The organism is Streptomyces sp. BI87 (assembly GCF_025957665.1).
Lineage (GTDB): Bacteria > Actinomycetota > Actinomycetes > Streptomycetales > Streptomycetaceae > Streptomyces > Streptomyces albidoflavus.
On the sequence record NZ_CP110079.1, the window covers coordinates 3,989,836 to 4,003,954 of the forward strand.

Consider the following 14,119-nt stretch of genomic DNA (forward strand, 5'->3'; position numbering starts at 1 on the left):
ATGGGATTGGTTATAACTTTACAACGCTACGTTGTATGGTTGGGCTTCACGAGGGTGAGTGCGATGACAGATGTGACGACTGTCCAGGCGGCAGCACGGCTGGATCTGGCAGTCGGAACGCTGCGGCGACTCATTGCCTCGGGCCTCCTGCCCACCCTCCGCGCACGAGGCAATCGCACCGTTATGCCGACGGTCGACATCGAGACCCTGGCCCGTCGCGAGGCCGTCGGCCCCCCGGCTGTCGGCAGTCACGAACTGCCTGTTCTGCGGGTCGGGGTGGCGGAGAAGGCCGATGACACGGAGCGGGGTTGGACCGGCTTCTCCACCCAGCTCACCCCCGGCCAACTCCAAGCCGCCCTCTCCGGCTGGTGGCGCTGTGATCCCGAGCGGGTCGTCCGGGCCGGGCTCATGGCCGTCACCCTCGGCCAGTACGTCGTGGCTGTGCTGACCGGCATCGATGGGTACGACAGCCGTGGCGACGGGCGGTACCGGTTTCACGGGGCCCTTGCCGGAAGCGTCACCGAGCTGGTCACCCCGCAGCAGTGGGTGAATCCCGACGCCCCCGGCGCCGACCGCGCCCGCCTGTTGCTCGGGCGGCGGCTGGAGTCCGAGTCGGGTGGGCCCGTGGCGTACGTGCGGCCTGGTGGCTGAGGGCGTATCCGTGCGTCGGCCCCGGCTCCCCTCCGCAGGGCCGGGGCCTTCGCATGGTGCGGGTCACCACATCAGCGCGTCCGCCGCCGAGGTCTGCCAGTAGGTGACGGCGTTGCTGCTGTCGATGCGGACCGAGTCGGAGGGGAGGGCGGGGTGGCTCGGGGCGCCGGTGGAGCCCTGGCCGGAGCGGGCGGCGTAGTAGAGGGTCAGGGAGGTGGCGTCGTAGGGGTGGGAGCCGTCGGGGGTGGAGGTGAGGACGCCGGCGTAGCCGGACTCGCCGGGGGCGAGGGTGACGACGGCCTGGGGCTTGCTCTCCTCGATGAAGGGGACGGCGGACTGGGCCTGGTCGAAGCGGAGGTAGGGGGCGTAGTAGAGGTGGCAGGTGGTGTCGCTGGTGTTGGTGGCCTTGATCAGGAGGTGGTTGATCGGGCGGGGGGCCTCGGTGACGGTGACCTTGGTGCCCTCGGCGGTGCAGGAGGTGGTCTTCGCGGGGGACTTGCGGCCGGCGACCTGGGTGGCCTCCTCGCCGGTGGCCGGCGCCTCCTGCGCTGCCTCCGCCGCGGGCACCGGCGGCTGGGTGGAGTCGACGACTCCGGTGGCGTCGGCGGCGCCGGTCTGGCAGGCCGTGAGGGAGAGGGCTGCGGTGGTGACGAGGGCGGCGGCGAGGGTGCGCAGGCGGCGGGAGCGGGGCGTGGCGGTCATGGTGACGTCCTTTCAGCGGTGCGGCGTGCTTGGATGACCGAAGCTTGCGGCGCGCTTCGTCCCGGCCGCCAGCAAGATCCGGGGGAACGGGACGCTGGAACGATGAAGTAGGGCCTGACCTGCGGGAACGTGGGTGCCCTGGAACGGTCTTACGGGATGGGGGACGGGTGGGGACCGCAGATTCCACGGGGGCGGCGGCGCAGCTCGCCGCGCTGCTGAGCACGCTCAAGGAGCGGTCGGGGCTCAGTTACGGGGCGCTCGGCAAGAGGCTGCATCTGTCGGCCTCGACGCTCCACCGGTACTGCAACGGGGACGCCGTACCGGCCGACTTCGCGCCCCTCAACCGGTTCGCCCGCCTCTGCCGGGCGACTCCGGAGGAGCTGGTCGAGGTGCACCGGCGGTGGATTCTCGCCGACGCGGCCCGGGAGCAGCGGGGGAAGGGCGCCGGAGGCGGGGCAGGAGGCGACGCCCCTGCTGCCGGTTCCGGTACGCAGGCCAGCACCCCGGATGCCGACGGCGTCCCGGGAAGCCCGGACTCCCCGGAGAGCCCGGAGGGCTCGAAGACCTCCGACGCCCCGCCCTCCCTCCGGCCCCGTCGCCGCCTCGTCCTGGCCGCCACCGCCGGCGTCGTCGCCGTGGCCGCCGCCGGAGCCCTGCTCGTAGGCCGGCTCGGCAGCGAGGGGCCCGGTGCCGGGGCCGGACAACCGGCGGGAGCCACGCGCGGCCCGGTGGCCTCGTCGCAGGCGTCCGGGTCCGGGAGCCCGAGCCCGTCCGGCTCCGCGTCGGACGAGCCGTCCGCGTCGCCGTCCCCCTCGGGCACCCCCAGTGCCTCCCCGGGGAGTCCGGCGGACGGCAAGCCCGCAGCCCCCGCGTCCACCGGCGTCCCCTTCCACGCCTCCGTGCGGGCGCACGCCTGGGAGGACCAGTGCAGTCAGCGGTACCTGGTGGACCGGGAGCCCGACGCGGTGCGACCGCCGCCCGTCGAGCAGGACGCGCCCGCGTGGGTGGCGGCGATGGGGGCGGTGTCGGCGGACGAGCAGGTGGTGGAGGTGACGCTTCAGGGGAAGGGGAGCGAGACGGTCGTCCTCCAGGCGCTGCACGTGCGGGTGGTGCGTACCGGGGAGCCGCTGCCGTGGACCGACTACGGGACCGGGGTCGGCTGCGGCGGCGGGGTCGCGCTGCGCGCCTTCGACGTCGACCTCGACCAGGGCGCTCCCGCCGCCCGCGCGGCCGAGGGGCAGCGCCCGTTCCCGTACAAGATCAGGGAGAGCGATCCGGAGATGTTCCGGGTGACGGCGCACACCGGGGGGCGGGACGTGAGCTGGTACCTGGAGGTGGAGTGGTCGAGCGGGGAGCGGCAGGGGGTGTTCAGGGTGGACGACCGGGGGCGGCCGTTCCGGACCAGCGCGTCGGCCGGGCGGCCGGCGTACGACTATCCGCCCGGTGCCTCCGAGTGGAGCGAGCACCAGCCCGGGTAGGGCGGGGGCGGCCGGGTGTCCACATGGCGGGCTCCTAGAGTGCGGGGAGGCCGCCCCGGCGCGGGCGGAGTACGCAGAACGAGGAGTGCCCCATGTCGCTGAGCCCTGCCGCATCCGTCCCCACGCCGCCGCTCGCGGGGCGGGCCGTAGGCGGCGGGGGGTCGCCGGTCGGGGACATCCTGGCGGTGACGGCGCGGCCCGAGGTGATCAACTTCGCGGGCGGGCTGCCGGCACGGGAGCTGTTCGACGCCGAGGGGATCGCCGAGGCGTTCCGGGCGGTCCTGGCCGAGCAGGCGCCCCGCGCGCTCCAGTACGCGACGACCGAGGGCGAGCCGGCGCTGCGCGGGGCGCTCGCCGAGCGGATGACGGTGCGCGGGCTTGCCACCGGGCCGGACGACGTGCTGGTCACCACCGGCTCGCAGCAGGGCCTGTCCCTGGTCGCGCAGGCGCTGATCGAGCCGGGCGACACCGTGCTGGTGGAGAGCCCCTGCTACCTGGCCGCGCTCCAGGTCTTCGCCTTCGCCGGGGCCCGGATCGTGCCGGTGGCCTGCGACGACGACGGGATCGACCCGGCCGCCCTGGAGGAGCTGGTGGTCCGCGAGCGCCCCAAGTTCCTCTACACCGTGCCCACCTTCCAGAACCCGACCGGCCGCACCATGACCGTCGCCCGGCGCCGTGAGGTCGCCCGGATCGCGGCCCGGCGCGGCCTGTGGATCGTCGAGGACGACCCGTACGGCGAGCTGCGGTTCGCCGGGGAGCGGCTGCCGTGGATCGCCTCGCTGCCCGAGGCGGCCGACCGGACGGTGCTGCTCGGCAGCTTCTCCAAGGTGATGGCGCCGGGGCTCCGCCTCGGCTGGCTGCGCGCGCCCCGCCCGCTGCGCGCCGCCTGCGCCCTGGTCAAGGAGGGCACCGACCTGCACACCCCGACCGTCAACCAGCTGGCCGCCGCCCGCTACCTCGCCGACAACGACCTCGACGCCCACGTGGCCCGCGTGGCCGCCGTCTACGGCACCCGCCGCGACGCCCTCCTGGCGGGCCTGCCCGACGCCCTGCCCGCCGGTTCGACGTGGACCACCCCGGAGGGCGGCATGTTCGTCTGGGCGCGGCTGCCCGAGGGGCACGACACCGCCGCCCTGCTGCGCACCGTGGTCGGCTTCGACGTGGCGTACGTGCCGGGCGCGCCCTTCTTCGCCGACCGCCCCGACCACGGCACCCTGCGGCTCTGCTTCGTGACGCAGACCCCGGACGAGATCGCCGAGGGACTGCGGCGCCTGGAGAAGGGGTTCGCGGCGGCCCGCTGAGACGCCCGGAACGCGGCAGGGGCCGGACGGTACGCGCGTACCGTCCGGCCCCTGCCGCTGTCGTCGTGCCGCTCGCTCAGAGCTGCTCGGGCGTGCGGATGCCCAGCAGTTCCATCCCCTGGTGGAGGGTGCGGCCGGTGAGGTCGCAGAGGAAGAGGCGGTTCTCCACGACCTCCGGCGGGTTGTCGGCGGAGAGCACGTGGCACTGGTCGTAGAAGGTCGTGTACAGCGAGGCCGTCTGGTAGAGGTACGCGGCCAGCTTGTGCGGGGCGTACTCGGCGGCGGCGTCCGAGGCGATCTCGCCGAACTGGTCCAGGTGCAGCCCGAGCGCCCGCTCGGCCGGGGCCAGCGCCAGCTCCGGGTGGGCCACCGGGCGGGCCTCGCCCGCCCGGCGCAGGATCGACTGGATACGGGCGTAGGCGTACTGGAGGTAGACCGAGGTGTCGCCGTTGAGCGAGACCATCTGGTCCAGGTCGAACTTGTAGTCGCGGGCGGCGGAGGTCGACAGGTCGGCGTACTTGACCGCGCCGATGCCCACCTCGGCGCCGCGCTCGGCGATCTGCTCCTCGGTGAGCTGCTCCTTGACGTCCTTCTCGCGGACCACGGCGGTGGCGCGCTCCACGGCCTCGTCGAGCAGGTCGACCAGCCGGACCGTCTCGCCCTCGCGGGTCTTGAAGGGCTTGCCGTCCTTGCCGAGGACGGTGCCGAAGGCGAGCTGGACCGCCTTCACCTCCTCGCCGAGCCAGCCGGCCCGCCGGGCCGTCTCGAAGACCATCTTGAAGTGGAGCGACTGCCGTGCGTCCACCACGTAGAGCAGGGTGTCGGCCTTGAGCTGGAAGACGCGGTCGCGGATGGCGGAGAGGTCGGTGGCCGCGTAGCCGAAGCCGCCGTCGGACTTCTGCACGATCAGCGGGACCGGCTGGCCGTCGGGGCCCTTCACGTCGTCGAAGAAGACGCAGAGGGCGCCCTCGGAGCGGACCGCGACACCGGACTCCTCCAGCAGGCGGCAGGTCTCCGCGAGCATGGCGTTGTACCCGGACTCGCCCACCACGTCGGCGTCGTGGATCTCCATGTCGAGCTTGTTGAAGACGGAGTAGAAGTAGACCTTCGACTCGTCCACGAACCGCTGCCACATGGCCAGCGTCTCCGGGTCGCCCGCCTGGAGGTCGACCACCCGGCGCCGGGCGCGGGTCTTGAACTCCTCGTCGGAGTCGAAGAGGGCGCGGCTCGCCTTGTAGAGCCGGTTGAGGCTCGACATGGCCTGCTCACCGGCCTCCACGCTGGCCTGGCCGGCCTCCACGGCGGCACTCTCGGCGGTGGCGGCCAGCTCGCCCGGGTGCTCGATCAGGTACTGGATGAGCATGCCGAACTGGGTGCCCCAGTCGCCGATGTGGTGGCGGCGGACCACCTGCTCACCGGTGAACTCCAGCATCCGCACGACCGCGTCGCCGATCACGGCCGAGCGCAGGTGGCCGACGTGCATCTCCTTGGCGACGTTCGGCTGGGCGTAGTCGATCACCGTGGTGCCGGGCGCCTCGGCGAGCGGCACGCCGAGGCGGGCCGGGTCGGCGGCGCGGGCCGCGAGGTTCCGGGTGATGGCGGCGTCGGAGAGGGTGAGGTTGAGGAAGCCGGGCCCGGAGACCTCGACGTCCTGGATCACCTCGTCCGCCCCGATGGCGTCGACGACCTTGGCGGCCAGCTCGCGCGGGTTGCCCTTGAGCTTCTTGGCGAGGGCCAGGATGCCGTTGGCCTGGTAGTCGGCCCGGTCGCTACGTCGCAGCAGCGGGTCGGCGGCGCCGGCCTCCGGCAGGGCAGCCGCGAGGGCGTCCGCGAGACGCTGGTGGACGGAAGCGGTGAGCGAGGTGACCGAGGCCATGGGGTGGGGTGCCGTTCTCCTTGGGGTGCTAGGGGGTTCCTGGGAACCCCCTGAGGTCGCGCCAAGTATCCCACCTGGCGCGAGCGCCGTGAAAAGCGGTTTTCGTGGTAGGGCGGCGAGCTGGGACAATGGTGGCGGGCCGCGACCGAAGTCCCGGGCGGCCACCGAAGGTGAATGAGAAAGAAGGACGTGCCGATCGTGGCTCAGAGCACAGAGACCGCCGACTGGGTCTCCCGTTACGCGGACGAGGTCATCGCCGAGGCGGAGCGACGAGCCGGTGCCAAAAAGGCCGACGGCACGGCGGACGAGGCGCCCGGCGCGGACGGCCTGACGGTCGTCGTCGCCTCCGGGCTCTCCCCTTCCGGCCCCATCCACCTGGGCAACCTCCGCGAGGTCATGACCCCGCACCTGGTCGCCGACGAGGTCCGCCGCCGCGGCCACACCGTGCGCCACCTCATCTCCTGGGACGACTACGACCGGTACCGCAAGGTCCCCGCCGGCGTCGCGGGCATCGACGAGAGCTGGGCCGAGCACATCGGCAAGCCGCTCACCGCCGTCCCCGCCCCGGCCGGCTCGGCGTACCCGAACTGGGCCGAGCACTTCAAGGCCGCCATGACCGAGGCGCTGGCCGCGCTCGGCGTGGAGTACGACGGGATCAGCCAGACCACGCAGTACACCTCGGGCGCCTACCGCGAGCAGATCCTGCACGCCATGCGCCACCGCGGCGACATCGACGCGATCCTCGCCCAGTACCGCACCAAGAAGGCCCCCGGCAAGAAGTCGCAGAAGCCGGTGGACGAGGCCGAGCTGGAGGCCGCCGAGGGCTCCGGCGCCGCGGCCGAGGACGACGGCACGACGGCGGGCGGCGGCTACTACCCGTACAAGCCGTACTGCACCGTCTGCAACAAGGACCTCACCACCGTCACCTCGTACGACGACGAGACGACGGAGCTGGCCTACACCTGCGCCTGCGGCCACGGAGAGACGGTCAAGCTCTCCACCTTCGACCACGGCAAGCTGGTCTGGAAGGTCGACTGGCCGATGCGCTGGGCCTACGAGGGCGTCATCTTCGAGCCCTCCGGCGTCGACCACTCCTCGCCCGGCTCCTCCTTCCAGGTCGGCGGCCAGATCGTGGAGATCTTCGACGGCGTCCAGCCGATCGGCCCGATGTACGCCTTCGTCGGCATCTCGGGCATGGCGAAGATGTCCTCCTCCAAGGGCGGCGTGCCCACCCCGTCCGACGCCCTGAAGATCATGGAGCCCCAGCTCCTGCGCTGGCTCTACGCCCGCCGCCGCCCCAACCAGTCCTTCAAGATCGCCTTCGACCAGGAGATCCAGCGGCTCTACGACGAGTGGGACAAGCTGGAGGCCAAGGTCGCCGACGGCACCGCGCTGCCCGCCGACGCCGCCGCCCACAGCCGCGCCGCCGCCACCGCCGCCGGTGAGCTGCCGCGCACCCCGCGCCCGCTGCCGTACCGCACGCTCGCCTCGGTCGCCGACATCACCGCCGGCGCCGAGGACCAGACCCTGCGCATCCTCAGCGAGCTGGACCCCACCCGCCCGATCACCGGCCTGGACGAGGTCCGCCCCCGGCTCGACCGCGCCGAGGCGTGGATCAACACCTACGTCGACGCCGAGGCCCGCACCGTCGTCCGCGCCGAGCCCGACACCGAGGCGCTGGCCGGCCTCGGCGACGAGGCGCGCGAGTCGCTGCGCCTCCTCCTCGACGGCCTCGACAGCCACTGGTCGCTCGACGGGCTGACCACCCTGGTCTACGGCGTGCCGAAGATCCAGGCCGGTTTCCCCGCCGACGCCAAGCCGACCCCCGAGCTGAAGGCGGCCCAGCGCGGCTTCTTCGCCCTGCTCTACCAGCTCCTCGTCGGCCGCGACACCGGCCCGCGCCTGCCCACCCTGCTGCTCGCCGTCGGCGAGGACCGGGTCCGCCGCCTCTTGGGCGCCTGACCGCTCTGCGGCGTACGTACGGCGAAGGCCGCCTCCCCCGAGTACCGGGGAGGCGGCCTTCGCCGTGTGCGGGGTGCGCCGGGCGGTCAGGCGCTGGTGAAGTCGGGCTCGGGAGCGGCCTGGGCCTGCTCCTGCTCGTAGCGGCGGCGGCACTCGCGCAGGTACGGCCAGAGGTCGCCCTCGGGAAGCGGGCCACCGGCCTCGTTGCTGACCTGGTGGTGGTCCTGGAGGTACAGGCCGAACTTGCGGGCGTTCGGGTAGTTCCCGTTGACCTCCACGTACCGCCGGAAGGCCGCGAAGAAGGTCTCCTCGTCGATCGCGCCCCCGCCGGGGACCTGCGGGACCTCGTCCTCCGGAAGCGTGGGCTGCGACTGCTCCAACTCCTCGCCCTCGGCGGGCCGGCCGCCCTCGCGCTGGGCCGGGATCGCCGGGGCGCCGCCGAGCGGACGGGTTCGGCCCGGGCCCGCCGGAACCTGCACGCCGTCCCGCCGCTCCTCCTCGGCGGCCTGCTGCTGGGCCTCGGCCGCCTGCGCCGCCTGCGCCTCCTGGGCCACCTGGGCCTCGTGCGCGGCGAACCGCTGGTACCGCTGGTACTCCGCGAAGGTCTGCGGGTCCGGCTCGTACTGCGGGTCGTACGTGCCCGCGTACTGCACCGGGCCCTGCTGCCCGGCGAACCACGGGCTGCCCTCCGGCGGGGGCGCCTGCTGCTCCTGCGGCGCCTCCGCGGCCGGGCGCTCCGCGGGCTGCTTCTCCAGGGAGGTGGGCGCCGGGGCCGGGGCCGTCTCCGTGGCCGGCCGGTCGGCGCGCTCCAGTTCCTGGCGGGCGGGGGCGGGGGCCGGGGGGAGGAGGGCCGGTTCGATGCCGGCGGCGGCGAGGCCGGCCGGGGCCGTCTCCGCGAGCGGGACGCCGTACCGGGCCAGGCGCAGCGGCATCAGCGACTCCACCGGGGCCTTGCGGCGCCAGGAGCGGCCGAAGCGGGAACGCAACCGGGCCTGGTAGACGAGACGTTCCTGCTCCAGCTTGATGACCTGTTCGTAGGAGCGCAGCTCCCACAGCTTCATCCGGCGCCACAGCAGGAAGGTCGGCAGCGGGGAGAGCAGCCAGCGGGTGATCCGCACGCCCTCCATGTGCTTGTCGGCGGTGATGTCCGCGATCCGGCCGATGGCGTGCCGGGCGGCCTCCACCGCGACGACGAAGAGCACCGGGATCACCGCGTGCATGCCGACCCCGAGCGGGTCGGGCCAGGCGGCGGCGCCGTTGAAGGCGATGGTGGCCGCGGTGAGCAGCCAGGCCGTCTGACGCAGCATCGGGAACGGGATGCGCATCCAGGTCAGCAGCAGATCGAGGGCGAGCAGCACGCAGATGCCCGCGTCGATGCCGATCGGGAAGAAGTACGAGAAGGTGCCGAACCCCTTGTCCAGGGCGAGTTCACGCACCGCCGTGTACGAACCGGCGAAACCGATGGCCGCGATGACCACCGCACCGGCCACGACCACCCCGATGAGTATGCGGTGAGTCCGTGTCAGCTCTGTCGCCGCCACTGGCGCTCCCTCTCCGTCGTCCTGCGGGTCCGTCGGGTCCCGGCGGATTGCGTCCTGTTGCGCCCAACAGACTGGCACATGTGTGCGGACGCCTGTGCCGGGGTACGACAGGGACCCCGTTCGCGTGCTGGCATGATGCTCGCCACCGGTGGCCCGCCGGCGAACGGACGCGCGGAGGAGAGACTGCCTTGACCACGACCGACACGGACAGGGCAGTGCTGCGTGCCGAGGAGACACCCGAGGAGCCACGCCGGAACGCGGGCCCGGACACCGGCCGCGACGTACCGGGGGAGGCGCCGGGCAGGAGCGGGCGGCAGCCGTCCCCGTCCAGGCTGTCGGCCGCCGACATACTGACCCTGGGGAACGCGGTCTGCGGGTTCTCCTCGGTGTACTTCATCACCACCGCCGTGCTGGTCCCCTACCTGACCGGCGGGCCGGGCGACGGCACCCTGCGGCAGGGCGCGGCCACCGCCGTCATGCTGATCCTGCTGGCCTCCCTCTTCGACCTGTGCGACGGGCTGGTGGCACGGAAGTTCCGCAGCTCCGGCATGGGCGCGGAGCTGGACAACCTCTCGGACCTGATCAGCTTCGGTCTCGCGCCGGCCTACTTCGTCGTGGTCTGGGGGCTCGTCGGCGAGGGCTACCACCTGGGCCTGACGGTGGTCGGCGCGGTCGCCGTGCTGCTGGCCGGGGTGCTGCGACTGGCCCGCTTCTCCGTCACCACCTCGCGCGACGGCATGTTCGAGGGCATGCCGATCCCCTTCGCGGCGCTCACCGTCGTCTCGGTCGTCCTGCTGGAACTGCCCTTCGCCCTCACCCTCGCGCTGGTGGTGGGCGTCGCCTGGCTCATGGTGAGCCGGGTCGAGTACCCGAAGCCGACGGGCCGGATGGCGGTCGCCACGGTCGTCTGGGCCGCCGTCAACATCGGCTGCCTCGTCGCCTGGGCCGCCGGCGCCCCCGGGGCCGAGCGCCTGCTGGTGACCGGCTGCGCCCTCCAGCTCTCCCTGGCTGCGCTGCTGCCCCTGGTCGCCACGGGCCGCCGGATCAAGGCCCGGCGCGACCGGCGCGCGGCGTAACGCCCCACGAGCCTCCGGAACGCGCCGGAGCCCGGCCACCGGAAGGTGACCGGGCTCCGCGGAGGGAAGCGGGACGAGGCGCTGTCCGTCAGGACTTGCCGGGGTCCGCGCCCTGGCCGGCGTTCTCGTCGTCGTCCTTCTCGGACTTCTTGCCGGTGTCCTTCTCCGACTCCTTGCCCGAGTCCTCGCCCGAGGAGCCCTTGGCGTCCGCGCTGTTGGCCTTGGTGACCGCCGCGACGGCCTCCTTGCCGGCCTTGGTGGCGTCCTCGACCAGGCCCGCGGTCTTCGGAGAGCTCTGGCCCGCGAGGCCGGCGCCGTTGTAGTCGACGGTCACCACGACGTTCTCGACGCGGGTCACCAGCGACTGCTGCTTGAAGGTGCCTTCCTTCTTCTTCAGCTCGTACGAGACCACTGTCGCGGCGTCGCCCGTGCCGGAGACCGGCTCGGCGGCGACCTCCTTGGCGTCCTCGGTGGCCTTGGCGTCGGCGATCTGCTTGGCGTAGTACTTCTCGGCGCGCTCCGCGCCCGAGCCGAGCGCCTCGTCCGAGTCGAACCGCATCAGGGAGACGTGCAGCCAGCGGAACTGCGAGCCGTCGACGCCCTTGGTGTCCAGGCTGTTCCACGAGCAGGTGGCGCGCGAGGCGGTGTCGTCGGACTTGCCGGTCTTGCCCTTGAGGCTGTCCGCGTCGGGGACCAGGTCCTTCAGCGTTTTCTTGGAGAGCGTGGAGCACGCCTCCGGGAGCGTGCCGTACGCGGCCTTCTCCACGGCCGGTGCGGAGGCCGCGGACGAGGAGGCCGGCTTGTCCTTCTGCGCGTCGTCGGTGCCCGAGGAGTCGTCCGAGGAGCAGCCGGCGGCCACGAGCATCACCGGGACGGCGGCGCAGGCGAGTATGCGGGTCAGTCGCTGTGCTGGTCGGTGCATGGTTCCTTCGCTCAAGTCGTGCGGTCGGGCCGAACCGGACGGATCGGATGGTCCGAGGGGTCACCGTACGCCGAAGCGGCGGGGCGACCCACCCGCTCCGGAGGTGCGCGCCGGGGCGCGCGGGGTCACACGTCGCTCAGCCGCTCGGCCAGCAGGCCGGCCAACTCACGCGCCTTTTCCTGCATGGACGCGCTGTCGGGGACCTCGGCGACCTGCTTCGGCTGGACCTCGTACTCCACGGTGACGATGACGTTGGACGTGCGGAACACCACAGTCACGGTGCGCTGGCCGGAGCCGGAGGAGGAGGTGGTGAGCTGGTCGTCGATGAACGCGTCGTCTGCCAGTTCCCGAAGGAGGCGCGGCTCCAGCCCCTCGGCCGGGGCGGACGGGTCCACCGTCTCGTCTGCGGGCTCCTCGCTCTTCCCGGCTTCCTTCTCCTTCCCCTTGCCCGGCTTCTCCGAGGTCTCGGGGGAGGCGCCCTGGCCCGCCTCGTCGTCGGCGGGGGCGGTGGCGCGGGCCTCGTCGCGGTCGGCCTTCGCGGAGTCGTCGGCGCGGCGCTCCGGCTGCTCCTCGCGGGGGTCGGAGGGCAGCGGCAGCTCCGCCTCCTTCATCCGGTCCCCGTAGACGGCCTGCGCGCGGGCGTCGTCGCTGACCGAGGCCGAGTACGAGACGACCCGCTCGAAGTCGATCCGCAGCAGGTGTCCGGCGTCCGCCGAGTCCACCTTCCAGCGGCAGCCGGTGCGCCGGTCCGAGTCGTAGGTGACCGAGGAGGTCCCCTCGTACGCCTTCTGCCGCTGCTCCTGGTCGAGCTGGGCCAGCCCCGGCAGCATCGCGTCGAGCGTGCCGGTCTCCACCGCGCGGCAGGGCTGCGGCAGCGTCTGGTACTTGCCGGGCTCGGCCCGGGCGGTGGTCGCCTCGCCGCCGGCCGGCTTGGCGTCGGGGGAGTCCTCGGCGGCCGGGTCGCCGGTGCAGCCCGCCGCGCCGAGGGCGACCAGCAGCATCAGTGTGCCGGTCACCCGTGCCCTGCGGGAATACGCCTTACGCGCCACGGTCGGGGCTCCTCTCGTACGGCTTCGTCGCCCGGCGCCGCGCCGGAAATCCGGTTGCCGTGCTGCGGCGGCCGATGGACACAATGTGTATCGCACGCGCCGCCGGGGTCGCCGGTCGCCCGCCCTGTATGCGGGCGTTGCTCCCGTTATTTGGCCAGGTATTCGCGCGTGACGTCCAGCGGCCCCGCCTTCCAGAGCAGCGTGCGGCCGACGTACCGGGGGAACGAGACAACCATGGCTTACCAGGAGATTCCGGGCGCGCGGGTACCCATTCGCATGTGGGCTGACCCGGCGGGGGTCGAGGAGGCGGCGATGCGCCAGCTCCAGAACGTCGCCACCCTGCCGTGGATCAAGGGCCTCGCCGTCATGCCCGACGTGCACTACGGCAAGGGCGCCACCGTCGGCTCGGTGATCGCCATGCGCGACGCGGTCTGCCCGGCCGCCGTCGGCGTCGACATCGGCTGCGGCATGTCGGCGGTGCGGACCTCGCTCACCGCCAACGACCTGCCCGGGGATCTCTCCCGGCTGCGTTCCAAGATCGAGGAGGCCATCCCGGTCGGGCGCGGGATGCACGAGCGGCCCGTCGACCCGACGCGCACGCACGGCTTCGGCACCAACCGCTGGGAAGCCTTCTGGGACCGCTTCGACACCGTCGCCGACTCCGTCCACTTCCGCCGCGAGCGGGCCGCGCACCAGATGGGCACGCTCGGCTCGGGCAACCACTTCGTCGAGGTCTGCGTCGACACCGACGGGGACGTCTGGCTGATGCTCCACTCCGGCTCGCGCAACATCGGCAAGGAACTCGCCGACCACCACATCGGCGTCGCCCGCGACCTGCCGCACAACCAGGGCCTGGTCGACCGTGACCTCGCCGTCTTCGTCGCGGACACCCCGCAGATGGCGGCGTACCGGAACGACCTGTTCTGGGCGCAGGAGTACGCCAGGTACAACCGCACGCTGATGATGGACCTGCTCAAGCAGGTGGTCTCCCGCGAGTTCAAGAAGGCGCGGGTCACCTTCGAGCCGGAGATCTCCTGCCACCACAACTACGTGAGTGAGGAGCGGTACGACGGGATGGATCTGCTCGTCACGCGGAAGGGGGCGATCCGGGCCGGCAGCGGGGACTACGGGATCATCCCCGGGTCGATGGGGACCGGGTCGTACATCGTGAAGGGGCTCGGGAACGAGGCCTCCTTCAACTCCGCCTCGCACGGGGCCGGGCGGCGGATGAGCCGGAACGCGGCCAAGCGGAGGTTTTCCCTGCGGGACCTGGCCGAGCAGACGCGGGGGGTGGAGTGCCGGAAGGACTCCGGGGTCGTGGATGAGATCCCGGGGGCCTACAAGCCCATTGAGCAGGTCATCGACCAGCAGCGGGATCTGGTCGAGGTCGTGGCTCAGCTCAAGCAGGTCGTCTGCGTCAAGGGGTGACGCCTGCGGCTGGGCTGGGCTGGGCGTTCCGGCTTTCGCCCGGCCGGCCTTGCGGTCAGAGATGGCCTCAAGCGCCGGCCGGGCTGATCTTTGGCCTCAAGCGCCGGCCGGGCTGATTTTGGCTGGGGTCCGG

The 14,119-nt window shown here is 72.7% G+C and carries 11 protein-coding genes; 6 read left to right on the top strand and 5 right to left on the bottom strand.

Annotation, left to right across the window (positions count from 1 at the left end):
- Nucleotides 1–63 precede the first annotated feature (63 nt).
- Nucleotides 64–651: a helix-turn-helix domain-containing protein gene (locus OIM89_RS17630; RefSeq protein WP_030699653.1), complete on the top strand. Its 588-nt coding sequence runs from the start codon at nt 64–66 to the stop codon at nt 649–651.
- 63 nt (nt 652–714) lie between these two features.
- On the opposite strand, the gene OIM89_RS17635 is transcribed toward OIM89_RS17630, so the two are convergent.
- On the bottom strand, nt 715–1,353 hold the full coding sequence (locus OIM89_RS17635) for a DUF4232 domain-containing protein (protein WP_264491413.1): 639 nt from the start codon (nt 1,351–1,353) through the stop codon (nt 715–717).
- Between the two features lie 167 nt (nt 1,354–1,520).
- Between OIM89_RS17635 and OIM89_RS17640 the strand changes: the two genes are divergently transcribed.
- Together OIM89_RS17640 and OIM89_RS17645 are read left to right on the top strand one after the other, a co-directional pair.
- Nucleotides 1,521–2,831 (top strand): helix-turn-helix domain-containing protein, encoded by a 1,311-nt coding sequence (locus OIM89_RS17640; RefSeq protein ID WP_175457973.1) that lies wholly within the window; start codon nt 1,521–1,523, stop codon nt 2,829–2,831.
- A gap of 92 nt (nt 2,832–2,923) precedes the next feature.
- Entirely contained in the window at nt 2,924–4,132 is a 1,209-nt protein-coding gene (locus tag OIM89_RS17645) for a PLP-dependent aminotransferase family protein (protein ID WP_226965407.1), read from the top strand.
- A 76-nt stretch (nt 4,133–4,208) separates the two neighbouring features.
- Here OIM89_RS17645 and argS read toward each other — a convergent pair whose 3' ends face one another.
- Nucleotides 4,209–6,008: an arginine--tRNA ligase gene (gene argS, locus OIM89_RS17650; protein ID WP_247860773.1), complete on the bottom strand. Its 1,800-nt coding sequence runs from the start codon at nt 6,006–6,008 to the stop codon at nt 4,209–4,211.
- 189 nt (nt 6,009–6,197) lie between these two features.
- Here argS and lysS point away from each other — a divergent pair, with 189 nt between their 5' ends.
- Nucleotides 6,198–7,970: a lysine--tRNA ligase gene (lysS, locus tag OIM89_RS17655; RefSeq protein ID WP_226965640.1), complete on the top strand. Its 1,773-nt coding sequence runs from the start codon at nt 6,198–6,200 to the stop codon at nt 7,968–7,970.
- 86 nt (nt 7,971–8,056) lie between these two features.
- Here the strand turns inward: lysS and OIM89_RS17660 are convergent, their stop codons facing one another.
- The gene (locus OIM89_RS17660) at nt 8,057–9,511 is read right to left on the bottom strand and encodes a DUF2637 domain-containing protein (RefSeq protein WP_217465958.1); all 1,455 of its coding nucleotides are present in this window, start codon (nt 9,509–9,511) and stop codon (nt 8,057–8,059) included.
- A 188-nt stretch (nt 9,512–9,699) separates the two neighbouring features.
- Between OIM89_RS17660 and pssA the strand changes: the two genes are divergently transcribed.
- Entirely contained in the window at nt 9,700–10,587 is an 888-nt protein-coding gene (pssA, locus tag OIM89_RS17665) for a CDP-diacylglycerol--serine O-phosphatidyltransferase (protein WP_030700223.1), read from the top strand.
- Nucleotides 10,588–10,675: 88 nt separating this feature from the next.
- On the opposite strand, the gene OIM89_RS17670 is transcribed toward pssA, so the two are convergent.
- Together OIM89_RS17670 and OIM89_RS17675 are read right to left on the bottom strand one after the other, a co-directional pair.
- Complete coding sequence (locus tag OIM89_RS17670) at nt 10,676–11,509, bottom strand: DUF3558 family protein (RefSeq protein WP_217465957.1); 834 nt, start codon at nt 11,507–11,509, stop codon at nt 10,676–10,678.
- 125 nt (nt 11,510–11,634) lie between these two features.
- On the bottom strand, nt 11,635–12,558 hold the full coding sequence (locus OIM89_RS17675) for a hypothetical protein (protein WP_052230947.1): 924 nt from the start codon (nt 12,556–12,558) through the stop codon (nt 11,635–11,637).
- A 234-nt stretch (nt 12,559–12,792) separates the two neighbouring features.
- On the opposite strand from OIM89_RS17675, the gene OIM89_RS17680 reads away from it, so the two are divergent.
- Entirely contained in the window at nt 12,793–13,986 is a 1,194-nt protein-coding gene (locus tag OIM89_RS17680) for an RtcB family protein (protein ID WP_195730856.1), read from the top strand.
- Nucleotides 13,987–14,119: the final 133 nt, after the last annotated feature.